This is a genomic window from Stenotrophomonas sp. Sm2128 (genome assembly GCF_030985535.1).
GTDB classification, from domain to species: Bacteria; Pseudomonadota; Gammaproteobacteria; order Xanthomonadales; family Xanthomonadaceae; genus Stenotrophomonas; species Stenotrophomonas maltophilia.
The window spans coordinates 1-10,473 of sequence record NZ_JAPTFQ010000115.1 but is presented as its reverse complement, the minus strand read 5'-3'; the positions used below and the strand labels follow the sequence as shown (position 1 = coordinate 10,473).

The 10,473-nt window shown below is 64.8% G+C and carries 11 protein-coding genes; 8 read left to right on the top strand and 3 right to left on the bottom strand.

Annotated elements, in window-relative coordinates:
• Positions 1-29 precede the first annotated feature (29 nt).
• The 3 genes from O0K41_RS21220 to ykgO all read right to left on the bottom strand — a co-directional run bounded on the left by O0K41_RS21220 (position 30) and on the right by ykgO (position 1,706).
• Positions 30-1,067 carry an agmatine deiminase family protein gene (locus O0K41_RS21220; RefSeq protein WP_005413039.1) on the bottom strand — a complete coding sequence of 346 codons (1,038 nt, stop codon included), beginning with the start codon at positions 1,065-1,067 and terminating at the stop codon, positions 30-32.
• A gap of 39 nt (positions 1,068-1,106) precedes the next feature.
• Positions 1,107-1,436, bottom strand: coding sequence for a hypothetical protein (locus O0K41_RS21215; RefSeq protein WP_005416228.1), 330 nt, complete (start codon positions 1,434-1,436; stop codon positions 1,107-1,109).
• A gap of 144 nt (positions 1,437-1,580) precedes the next feature.
• Positions 1,581-1,706 carry a type B 50S ribosomal protein L36 gene (ykgO, locus tag O0K41_RS21210; RefSeq protein ID WP_005409283.1) on the bottom strand — a complete coding sequence of 42 codons (126 nt, stop codon included), beginning with the start codon at positions 1,704-1,706 and terminating at the stop codon, positions 1,581-1,583.
• Positions 1,707-1,903: 197 nt separating this feature from the next.
• On the opposite strand from ykgO, the gene cmk reads away from it, so the two are divergent.
• The 8 genes from cmk (at position 1,904) to galU (ending at position 10,190) form a co-directional block, all read left to right on the top strand.
• Entirely contained in the window at positions 1,904-2,581 is a 678-nt protein-coding gene (gene cmk / locus O0K41_RS21205; protein WP_014036894.1) for a (d)CMP kinase, read from the top strand.
• Positions 2,582-2,779: 198 nt separating this feature from the next.
• Positions 2,780-4,465 (top strand): 30S ribosomal protein S1, encoded by a 1,686-nt coding sequence (gene rpsA, locus O0K41_RS21200; protein WP_057498113.1) that lies wholly within the window; start codon positions 2,780-2,782, stop codon positions 4,463-4,465.
• A gap of 87 nt (positions 4,466-4,552) precedes the next feature.
• Positions 4,553-4,858, top strand: a complete 306-nt coding sequence (locus tag O0K41_RS21195) for an integration host factor subunit beta (protein ID WP_005409286.1) — start codon at positions 4,553-4,555, stop codon at positions 4,856-4,858.
• A gap of 77 nt (positions 4,859-4,935) precedes the next feature.
• Complete coding sequence (locus O0K41_RS21190; RefSeq protein WP_049448337.1) at positions 4,936-5,220, top strand: lipopolysaccharide assembly protein LapA domain-containing protein; 285 nt, start codon at positions 4,936-4,938, stop codon at positions 5,218-5,220.
• Positions 5,221-5,226: 6 nt separating this feature from the next.
• Positions 5,227-6,405: a lipopolysaccharide assembly protein LapB gene (gene lapB / locus O0K41_RS21185; RefSeq protein ID WP_049448339.1), complete on the top strand. Its 1,179-nt coding sequence runs from the start codon at positions 5,227-5,229 to the stop codon at positions 6,403-6,405.
• Positions 6,406-6,408: 3 nt separating this feature from the next.
• Complete coding sequence (locus O0K41_RS21180; protein ID WP_043035154.1) at positions 6,409-7,398, top strand: glycosyltransferase family 4 protein; 990 nt, start codon at positions 6,409-6,411, stop codon at positions 7,396-7,398.
• Between the two features lie 3 nt (positions 7,399-7,401).
• The gene (locus tag O0K41_RS21175; RefSeq protein WP_005413043.1) at positions 7,402-9,315 is read left to right on the top strand and encodes a nucleoside-diphosphate sugar epimerase/dehydratase; all 1,914 of its coding nucleotides are present in this window, start codon (positions 7,402-7,404) and stop codon (positions 9,313-9,315) included.
• Positions 9,312-10,190 carry a UTP--glucose-1-phosphate uridylyltransferase GalU gene (galU, locus tag O0K41_RS21170; protein ID WP_005409291.1) on the top strand — a complete coding sequence of 293 codons (879 nt, stop codon included), beginning with the start codon at positions 9,312-9,314 and terminating at the stop codon, positions 10,188-10,190. Before O0K41_RS21175 ends, galU begins: the two co-directional genes overlap by 4 nt.
• Positions 10,191-10,473: the final 283 nt, after the last annotated feature.

Here is a 10,473-nt window from a genome sequence, read left to right as displayed (position 1 = left end):
GGGTTGCCGGCCAGCGGCCGGCACTACCGTCATGCCTTCAACAGCCCTTCCGGCAGCTGCATGGTGATGCAGTGCAGGCTGCCGTTCTGCCAGATCAGCGAGCGGCAGGGCACCTGCACGATCTCGCGGCCCGGGTGCGCCTGGGCCAGCACATCGCGGGCCAGGTCGTCGGCCGGGTCGCCATAGGCCGGCATCAGCACTGCACCATTGACGATCAGGTAGTTGGCGTACGACGCAGCCAGGCGGCGGCCTTCGTCGATCACCGGCTGTGCCCACGGCAGCGGGAACAGGCGGTACGGCTGCCCATCCTTGGTGCGCAGTGCGGCCAGCTCGTTGCCCATCGCCTGCAGTTCGGCGTAGTGCGAGTCGCTCTCGTCGTCACAGGCCTGGTAGACGATGCTGTCGGCCGAGGCGAAGCGGGCGAGGGTGTCGATGTGCGCGTCGGTGTCGTCGCCTTCCAGGTAGCCGTGGTCCAGCCACAGCACGCGGTCCTGCTGCAGCCAGTCGGCCAGGTCGGCGCTCAGGCTGGCGCGGTCGCGGTCCGGATGGCGCTCGTGCAGGCACTTCCAGGTGGTCAGCAGGGTGCCTTCGCCATCGGTCTCGATGCCGCCGCCTTCCAGCGCGAACGGGATGCTGCGCACCGGCGCGTCGTTGAACACGCCGGCCTGGTCCAGCACGCCCACCAGCTGGTCATCCAGGGTGGCGTCGAACTTGCCGCCCCAGCCGGTGAAGCGGAAATCCAGCAGCTGGAAACCGCCGTCGGCACGGCGCAGGGTGATCGGGCCGGAGTCGCGCAGCCAGGTATCGTCGTAGGCGGCCGTGGTGAAGTGGACCTTGTCCATGTCGATGCGGTTGGAGCGCAGCCGCATTTCGGCATAGGTCTCCACATCGTCGTCGGCCACGCAGATCAGCACCGGCTGGAAGCGGGTGATGGCCGCGACCAGGGCGATGTAGGTCTCTTCCACCTGGCCCAGGCGGTCGGCCCAGTCGGTGTCGGCGGTGGGCCAGGCAATCAGGACGCCGCTCTGGGCTTCCCACTCGGCAGGAAAACGAAGGGTCTGGTTCATGGTCTCGCTACACAGGCCCGCCCACGGCGGGTAAAGGGATCAACGGATCGGTGGTTTCGGGCCGATTTCGTTCGGGTCCGCCTGGTTGGCCACCACGTCGATCACCTTCTGCTTCTCGAAGTAGACGGTGAACTGCGGGTACACCCAGCGGTTGATGGTCGGCCATTGCCGCTTCTGCCCGCCACGCGGCTGCAGCTGTTCGCTCGGCGCGCCGAACTGCGCCTGTACCTGCTGCATGCTCTGGCCGCGCACGGGCAGGGCACCAGCCGGCTTCTCGCGGGCGCGGTCGACAAGCAGGGTATCGGCCAGCGCCGGCGTGGCGGCGGCCAGGGTGGCCATCACGGCCAGGGCGGACAGGTAACGCTTCATCTCGATCTACTCCCCAGTGGTCAAGAAAGGCGATTACAGCAAAAACGGCAGGAAAAAGCCGCATAACAAAAAACCGCCCGAAGGCGGTTTCTTGCATCGGGTCGGCCCCGCGTAGGGCCAGCCGCAGCCGGAAGGCTGTGAGGCTTAGCGCTGACGCGCCTTGAAACGCGGGTTCGACTTGCAGATGACGAAGATCTTGCCACGACGACGCACGACCTTGCAGTCACGGTGACGGGCCTTCGCCGACTTCAGGGAGGACAGGACTTTCATGGCATACCTCGGCGTAAACAGTAGTTGTTCGGGTGGAGCGTGGCCGCGATATGCGAAAGACAATCGGCAGTTGACGCTCGTTCAAGCCCGCCATTCTACCGGGCTTTTCCTCGTGGTTTCAAGTGGTTGCACAAAAGATCCCGCTGGGGGCGTCTGGCAGGGGCTAGAATGGCCTCTTCACACGCTCTGGGACCCCCATGAATCCACTCGCTCCCGTCCTGACCATCGACGGCCCATCCGGGGCCGGCAAGGGTACCATCAGCCGCATCATCGCGCGCAGGATGGGCTGGCATTACCTGGATTCGGGCGCGCTGTACCGGGCGGTGGGCGTGGCCGCAAGCTGGGCTGACATCGATACCTCCGATGCCTCGGCGCTGGTCCGCTGCACCTTCGACACCCACGTTCAGTTTGTCGAGCAGGGCGATGCCATGCGGGTCATGGTCAACGGCACCGATGCCACCGACGAGCTGCGCCTGGAGACCACCGGTGCGCTGGCCTCGGCCATTGCCGCCATTCCCGAGGTCCGGGCCGCCCTGAAGGAGCGCCAGCGCGCATTCAGGGAGCTGCCGGGCCTGGTCGCCGACGGTCGCGACATGGGCACGGTGATCTTCCCGGATGCCTCCTACAAGGTCTTCCTGACCGCCAGTGCCGAGGAGCGCGCCGAGCGCCGGCATAAGCAGTTGAAAGACAAGGGGGTTTCTGTTAACTTTGATGACCTCCTGCGCGAGATCATGGCCCGCGACGCCCGTGATGCTCAGCGTACCGTGGCGCCCCTGAAGCCGGCAGACGATGCTGTCCTCATCGACACCACAGGCATCGGCATCGATGATGTCGTTGCCAGAGTGATGGATCTGCTTCCGGTTCCGGCTGCCTGATCCGTTCGCGCGGGAGCACTGCCAGCAGCATCGGCGGTGGTCGCGCATAGCAGTGCTGTACCAGCTCCGTCGCGCAATGATGCGTGGCGGTTTTCCTACTACACACGACCTGCGTTTCCGGGGTCGACCAACAGGCGGGCGGTCGCCATTCCCCTGAAGGGGACGCCACCGACCCATGTGTCCAACAGAGTAAATCTAATGACCGAATCATTTGCCGAACTGTTTGAAGCCAGCCAGGCCAATCTGGCCAAGCTGAAGCCGGGCGCCATCGTCAGCGGTACCGTTGTTGAAGTCCGCGGCGACGTCGTGGTGATCAACGCTGGCCTGAAGTCCGAAGGCATCGTGCCGATCGAACAGTTCCGTAACGACGCTGGCGAAATCGACGTCGCCGAAGGCGACATCGTCAAGGTCGCCCTCGACTCGATCGAGAACGGCTTCGGCGAAACCGTCCTGTCGCGCGAGAAGGCCAAGCGCGCGATGGTGTGGGACGAGCTGGAAGAAGCGTTGGAAAAGAACGAAACCATCACCGGCCGCATCAGCGGCAAGGTCAAGGGTGGTTTCACCGTGGACATCAAGGATGTCCGCGCCTTCCTGCCGGGTTCCCTGGTCGATGTGCGCCCGGTGCGCGATCCGGCCTACCTGGAAGGCAAGGAACTCGAGTTCAAGCTCATCAAGCTGGACCGCAAGCGTAACAACGTCGTGGTCTCGCGCCGCGCTGTCGTCGAAAGCGAGCACTCGGAAGAGCGCGAGCAGCTGATGGACAAGCTGCAGGAAGGCGCGATCCTGAAGGGTGTCGTCAAGAACCTGACCGACTACGGCGCGTTCGTGGACCTGGGCGGTATCGACGGCCTGCTGCACATCACCGACATGGCATGGAAGCGCGTGCGCCATCCGTCCGAAGTCGTCAACGTCGGCGACGAGCTGGACGTGCGCGTGCTGAAGTTCGACCGCGAGCGCAACCGCGTTTCGCTGGGCCTGAAGCAGCTGGGCGAAGATCCGTGGGATAACATCGCCCGTCGTTACCCGGCCAACAGCCGCGTCTTCGGCAAGGTCTCCAACGTCACCGATTACGGCGCGTTCGTTGAGATCGAGCCGGGCGTCGAAGGCCTGGTGCACGTCTCCGAGATGGATTGGACCAACAAGAACGTCAACCCGTCCAAGGTTGTGCAGGTTGGTGACGAAGTCGAAGTGATGGTGCTGGACGTCGATGAAGAGCGTCGCCGTATCTCGCTGGGCATGAAGCAGGTTGCCGCCAATCCGTGGGAAACCTTCGCTGCCACCCACAAGAAGGGTGACAAGGTGTCGGGCCAGATCAAGTCGATCACCGACTTCGGCATCTTCATCGGCCTGGACGGCGGCATCGACGGCCTGGTCCACCTGTCCGACATCAGCTGGAACACCACCGGCGAAGACGTCGTTCGCAACTTCAAGAAGGGCGATACCCTGGACGCCGTCGTCCTGGCTGTCGATCCGGAGCGCGAGCGCATCTCCCTGGGCGTGAAGCAGCTGGAGCAGGATCCGTTCGGCCAGTACATGGCTGCCAATCCGAAGGGCTCCAAGGTCGAAGGCGTGGTGAAGGAAGTCGACGCCAAGGGCGCGATCATCGAGCTGGCTGACGGCATCGAGGGTTACGTTTCGGCTCGCGACATCGCCAACGAGCGCGTTGACGACGCCACCCAGCACCTGAAGGTCGGCGACAAGGTCGAAGCCAAGTTCGTGGGCATGGACCGCAAGGGCCGTACCCTGCAGCTGTCGATCAAGGCCAAGGATGACGCGGAAATGCGCGAAGTGCTGGAGGAATACCAGTCCTCTTCGGCTTCCAGCGGCACCACCCAGCTGGGCGCGCTGCTGCGTGCGCAGCTGAACGGCAACAAGTCCGAGTAATCGGCCTTACGCTGTTCGTTGTTTCCTGGACGGCCCGGGCATTGCCCGGGCCGTTTCAGGCTGAGATGCCCCTGATGTGAGCCGGTAATGACCAAATCCGAACTGATCGAAATCCTTGCGCGCCGCCAGGCGCACCTGAAGGCCGATGATGTCGATCTGGCGGTGAAGTCGTTGCTGGAAATGATGGGCGGATCGCTGTCCGCCGGGGATCGCATCGAGATCCGTGGTTTTGGCAGCTTCTCGCTGCACTATCGTCCGCCGCGCCTGGGTCGCAACCCGAAGACCGGCGAATCGGTTGCCCTGCCGGGCAAGCATGTCCCCCATTTCAAGCCGGGCAAGGAACTGCGCGAGCGGGTCAGCAGTGTGCTGCCGCTGGACGCCGATCCGGCCTGAGCCCTCCGTCGCGCCATCGCGTGCGAATCCAGCCGCGAGTCGGATAAGCTACGGACTCCTGCCACTGGAGCTGTCGCATGAAGGTTTTTCGTCTGCTGGTCCTGCTGGCGGTGCTGATCCTTGGATTGATCATTGGTGCGGTCAACATGACCGCGATGTCGATCAACCTACTGTTTACCCAGCTGCACACCTCGGTGGGCGTGGCCCTGATCGCCGCGCTGCTGGTCGGTGTCGTGGTCGGTGCCGGGCTGGTGCTGGTGAGCGTGGTCATTCCGCTCTACAGCCAGCTGCGCCGCGCCAACAAGTCCGCTGTCGCTTCGCCGGCACCGGTCGCTTCCCCCCAATCTTTTGATGGACGTTGATCGAAGATGGATTTCGTCACCGAGTGGTTCTGGTTCTTCCTGTTCGTTCCGCTGGCCGCACTGGCCGGGTGGGTGATCGGGCGGCGTGGTGGTCAACGCCACGGTGACAGCCAGGTCAGCCGCCTGTCCAGCACCTACTTCCGTGGCCTGAATTACCTGCTCAACGAGCAGCCGGACAAGGCCATCGAACTGTTCCTGCACATCGCCGAACTGGACAAGGAAACCTTCGAGACCCAGGTCGCGCTGGGCCACCTGTTCCGCCGCCGCGGTGAAGTCGACCGCGCCATCCGCCTGCACCAGGGGCTGGTCAACCGCCACGACCTGAGCGACGCGCAGCGCGTGCAGGCCCTGCTGGCGCTGGGCGAGGACTATATGAAGTCCGGCCTGCTGGACCGTGCAGAAACCGTGTTCACCGAGCTGGCGCAGCTGGACCAGCGCGCCCCGCAGGCGCTCAAGCACCTGATCGGCATCTACCAGGCCGAGCGCGACTGGGAAAAGGCGATCGACAACGCCACCCGCTTCGAAGACGTCACCGGCGAGCCGATGGGCAAGCTGATCGGGCAGTTCGAGTGCGAACTGGCCGAACGCTTCCGCGGCGCCGGCAAGCTGGAAGAGGCGAGGGCAGCGATTGCCCGGGCCTACCAGGCCGATGCGATGTCGGTGCGCGCCGGCATCATCGAAGGTCGCCTTGAGACCGATGCCGGCAACGCTGAAGCCGCCGTGCGTGCATTCGAGCGCGCCGCGCGCAACGACCCGGAGTACCTGCCGGAGCTGCTGCCGGCGTTGATGGAAAACTACCGCAAGGTAGGCGATCTGGCAGGCGCACGTGCGTTCCTGTCGGAAATGACCGAGCACTACCGTGGCATCGCCCCGGTGCTGGCCCTGACCCGGCTGATGGAAGAGCAGGAGGGCGTGGCTCCGGCCCGAGCCTACCTTGGCCGCCAGCTCAAGGATCGTCCGTCGGTGCGTGGCGAATCGGCGCTGATCGACCTGACCCTGGCCGAGGGCGCCGATTCCACGGCGACCCTGCATGACCTCAAGCACATCACCGACCAGCTGCTGGTGCGCAATCCCGCTTACCGCTGCACCCGTTGCGGGTTCGGTGCACGCACCCACCACTGGCAGTGCCCGAGCTGCAAGGAGTGGGGCACGGTCAAGCCACTGCTGAACTACGCGGTGCTCTGATCCATGCCGTGGCTCGTGATGGGCGCGCTGCTGGGGCTGGCCCTGCTGAGTGCGGGGTTGACCTGGGCGGCACGGGGTTATGCCCTGCGCCAGCAACTGCTGGACCAGCCCGGCGAGCGTCGCAGCCATAGCGTGGCAACGCCGCGCGGTGGTGGCATCGCCATCGTCATCAGCCTGCTGGTCACCGCCGGTGCAGCGATGTGGGTCTGGCCTGAATCGACACCGAGCCTGCTGGTGGCCAGCGTGGGCCTGGTGCTGGTGGCGGGCATCGGCTGGTGGGACGACCACCGGCCGTTGCCGGCCATGCGCCGCCTGCTGGTGCACTTCATTGCCGCCGCGCTGCTGGCCGCCCTGGTCAAGGTGCATGGTGGAAGCTGGTTGCTGGCCGGGCTGGTGCTGGTATTCACCGCCTCGTTGATCAACATCTGGAACTTCATGGATGGCATCAACGGTATTGCCGCCAGCCAGGCCATTGTTGTTGCGCTGGGCCTGGCGCCGGTGCTGCCCTGGCCGTATTCGCTGGCCGCGGTGGCGCTGGGCCTGGCCTGCCTGGGCTTCCTGCCGTTCAATTTCCCGCGGGCCCGGATCTTCATGGGTGATGTCGGAAGTGGCGCGCTGGGCTATGCAGTCGCCGTCGTCCTGGCCATCGCTGCGGTGCGTACCGATATCAACTGGATCCTGCTGCTGGTGCCGGCTTCGGCGTTCCTCGTGGACGCGGGCTTCACACTGGCGGCGCGCATCATCTCCGGACAACGCTGGATGGAACCCCATACCCAGCACGTCTACCAGCGGGCGGTGCAGGCAGGAGCCAGCCACGCCCAGGTGACAGGGATGTACTTTGCTTTGGGCCTGTTCAGTATTACAGTGCTTAATGTCTGCTCCAATTTGCAGCCGAGGTGGGAGGCTGTCTTGGCGGTCGCGTGGTTTCTCGCGCTGAGCGTCCTCTGGATCCTCCTGCGCAATGGATTGCGTCACCGACAAGGAAATACCTGACTTATGGCTTCACCCTGGCGGGACAGAATCCTCGGCCTGATGCCGCGTTCGGCCATCGTCTGCCACGACCTGTTCATGGTCTGGGCATGCTGGCAGCTGCTCCACGCCGGGCGGTACTCGATCCTCCCCAACGCGCCTTCGCTTCCGCTCTGGAATGTCGACACCACCTTGGTGCTGCTGCTGCAGGGCCTGGTGTTCTGGCGCGTGGGCCTGTATCGCGGGCTGTGGCGTTTCGCCAGCGTCAGCGACCTGCTGAACATCTTCAAGGCCAGCTTCATCGGCCTGGTCGGCATCGTGCTGGTGCTGATGTGGAAGCGTTTCGACGGCGTGCCGATGTCGGTGCTGGTGATCTATCCGTTCGCGCTGTCGGCGCTGCTGGGCGCCCCGCGCCTGCTGTACCGGGCCTGGAAGGATTACCAGGCACTGCAGTCGGATTCGAGCGCGCGCCGCGTGCTGATCCTCGGTGCGGGGCAAGCCGCCGAGACGCTGGTCCGCGATCTGCGCCGCTCCGGCAACTTCGAACCGGTCGGCCTGCTGGACGACGCACCGCACCTGCGCGGCGCCAAGCTGCAGGGCCTGCCGATCCTGGGCAGCCTCGATGATGCCCCGGCGGTGGTCCGCGAGACTGCGGCCAAGTTGCTGGTGATCGCCATGCCCTCGCTGGATGCCGCAGGCATGCAGCGGGTGGTCGCCATCTGCGAAAGCACCGGCGTGCCGTTCCGCACCGTGCCCAAGCTGAGCGACATCCTGCAGGGGCAGTCGCTGCCCGGCCAACTGAAGGAAGTGGCGATCGAGGATCTGCTCGGCCGCAAGCCGATCACCCCGGACTGGAACCTGATCCGGGGCTGGTTGGGCGGTCGCACCGTGATGGTGACCGGTGCCGGTGGCTCGATCGGCTCGGAGCTGTGCCGCCAGTGCGCGCGCCACGGTGCCGGCCGCATCATCCTGCTGGAGATCAGCGAACTGCTGCTGCTGACCATCGAGGGTGAGCTGCGTCGCAGCTTCCCCGATATCGAGATCGAAGCGGTGCTGGGCGACTGTGGCGATCCTGCGGTGATCCGCCATGCGCTGTCGCTGCATCCGGTCGACACCGCGTTCCATGCCGCAGCGTACAAGCATGTACCGGTGCTGGAACGGCAGCTGCGCGAAGCCGTGCGTAACAACATCCTGGCGACCGAGAACGTGGCCCGCGCCTGCCTGGAAGCGCGCGTCGAGCATTTCGTGTTCATCTCCACCGACAAGGCGGTCGATCCGGTCAACGCGCTGGGTGCCAGCAAGCGCTATGCCGAGATGATCTGCCAGAGCCTGGACCAGAAGTCCACGCACACCCGTTTCGTTACCGTGCGCTTCGGCAACGTGCTGGCCTCGGCCGGCAGCGTGGTGCCGCTGTTCCGCGAGCAGATCCTGCGCGGTGGTCCGGTCACGGTCACCGATCCGGAAGTCACCCGCTACTTCATGACCATCCCCGAGGCCTGCCAGTTGATCCTGCAGGCCGCGGCCTCGGCCTCGCACGGTGCGATCTACACGCTCGACATGGGCGAGCCGGTGCCGATCCGGCTGCTGGCCGAGCAGATGATCCGTCTGGCGGGCAAGCAGCCGTACAAGGATGTGCAGATCATCTATACCGGCCTGCGTCCGGGCGAGAAGCTGCACGAGACGCTGTTCTATTCGGATGAGGACTACCGCGCAACCGCGCATCCGAAGGTCCTCGAGGCCGGCGTGCGCATGTTCTCGCGCGATCTGGTGCTGGGCAACGTCCCGCGCCTGCGTGAGGCGGTGTGCAGCTACGACACCGAAACCATCAAGGAAGTCCTGTTCGCGACGATGCCCGAGTTCTCGCCAATCGAACAGGATGCTTACATTTCATCCGCTAAAGTCGTGCCCTTTCCCGCACGCGAGGCCAACAGGCACCAATGAGCAAGCGAATTCGCAAGGCAGTTTTCCCCGTAGCGGGTTTGGGGACGCGTTTTTTGCCAGCAACCAAGACCGTGCCGAAGGAGATGCTGCCGATCATTGACCGGCCGCTGATCCAGTACGCCGTGGATGAAGCAATCGAGGCCGGCTGTGACACGCTGGTGTTCATCACCAACCGCTACAAGCACGCGGTCGCCGACTACTTCGACAAGGCCTACGAGCTGGAGCAGAAGCTCGAGCGCGCCGGCAAGCAGGAGCAGCTGGAGCTGATCCGTCACGTGCTGCCCAATGGCGTGCGCGCGATCTTCGTGACCCAGGCCGAGGCGCTGGGCCTGGGCCATGCGGTGCTGTGTGCCAAGGCCGTGATCGGTGACGAGCCGTTCGCGGTGCTGCTGCCGGACGACCTGATCTGGAACCGCGGCGACAGCGCGCTGAAGCAGATGGCCGATCTCAACGAAGCCAGTGGCGCCAGCGTCATTGCCGTTGAAGATGTGCCGCACGACAAGACCGCCAGTTACGGCATCGTCGCGACCGAGGCCTTCGATGGCCGTAAGGGCCGTATTTCGCAGATCGTGGAGAAGCCGAAGCCGGAGGACGCGCCGAGCGACCTGGCCGTGGTCGGCCGCTACGTGCTGAGCCCGAAGATCTTCGAGCTGCTGGAGCAGACCGGCAGCGGTGCCGGCGGCGAGATCCAGCTGACCGATGCGATCGCGCAGCTGCTGAAGACCGAAGAGGTGGATGCCTACCGTTTCGAGGGCACTCGTTTCGACTGCGGTACGCACCTGGGGCTGGTGGAAGCGACGATCCGCTTCGCGCTGGACAACCCGAAGCTGGCAGGGCCGGCGCGGGAGAAGCTGACGGCGATGTTGGCGGAATAAGGTTTATCAAGCGCTCCGTTCGCGGCGCCTTGATTGATACGTGGTGGGCGGTACGGGTGGGCCTTTGCAGGACACGCCGTAAACCCATCCATGGGGGCTCGATGGCGCCATCCATCGCGCCAACGGTCCTGCAAAGGCCCACCCGTCCCGCCTGCCAGGTTTCCTGCGGGCGCGGACGGGAAGGGCGGAATCAAGGGCGGGAGCACAATCAAAAAAGGCAGCCTATGGCTGCCTTTTTTGATTGTTGGGGTCAGAGCCCTTTGCGTAGCAAAGGGCTCTGACC

Coding starts and splice junctions, on each gene's coding strand:
- O0K41_RS21175 (WP_005413043.1), top strand. CDS start 7,402: ATGGCTTCACCCTGGCGGGACAGAATCCTCGGCCTGATGCCGCGTTCG.
- O0K41_RS21220 (WP_005413039.1), bottom strand. CDS start 1,067: ATGAACCAGACCCTTCGTTTTCCTGCCGAGTGGGAAGCCCAGAGCGGC.
- O0K41_RS21195 (WP_005409286.1), top strand. CDS start 4,553: ATGACCAAATCCGAACTGATCGAAATCCTTGCGCGCCGCCAGGCGCAC.
- ykgO (WP_005409283.1), bottom strand. CDS start 1,706: ATGAAAGTCCTGTCCTCCCTGAAGTCGGCGAAGGCCCGTCACCGTGAC.
- cmk (WP_014036894.1), top strand. CDS start 1,904: ATGAATCCACTCGCTCCCGTCCTGACCATCGACGGCCCATCCGGGGCC.
- galU (WP_005409291.1), top strand. CDS start 9,312: ATGAGCAAGCGAATTCGCAAGGCAGTTTTCCCCGTAGCGGGTTTGGGG.
- O0K41_RS21215 (WP_005416228.1), bottom strand. CDS start 1,436: ATGAAGCGTTACCTGTCCGCCCTGGCCGTGATGGCCACCCTGGCCGCC.
- O0K41_RS21180 (WP_043035154.1), top strand. CDS start 6,409: ATGCCGTGGCTCGTGATGGGCGCGCTGCTGGGGCTGGCCCTGCTGAGT.
- lapB (WP_049448339.1), top strand. CDS start 5,227: ATGGATTTCGTCACCGAGTGGTTCTGGTTCTTCCTGTTCGTTCCGCTG.
- O0K41_RS21190 (WP_049448337.1), top strand. CDS start 4,936: ATGAAGGTTTTTCGTCTGCTGGTCCTGCTGGCGGTGCTGATCCTTGGA.
- rpsA (WP_057498113.1), top strand. CDS start 2,780: ATGACCGAATCATTTGCCGAACTGTTTGAAGCCAGCCAGGCCAATCTG.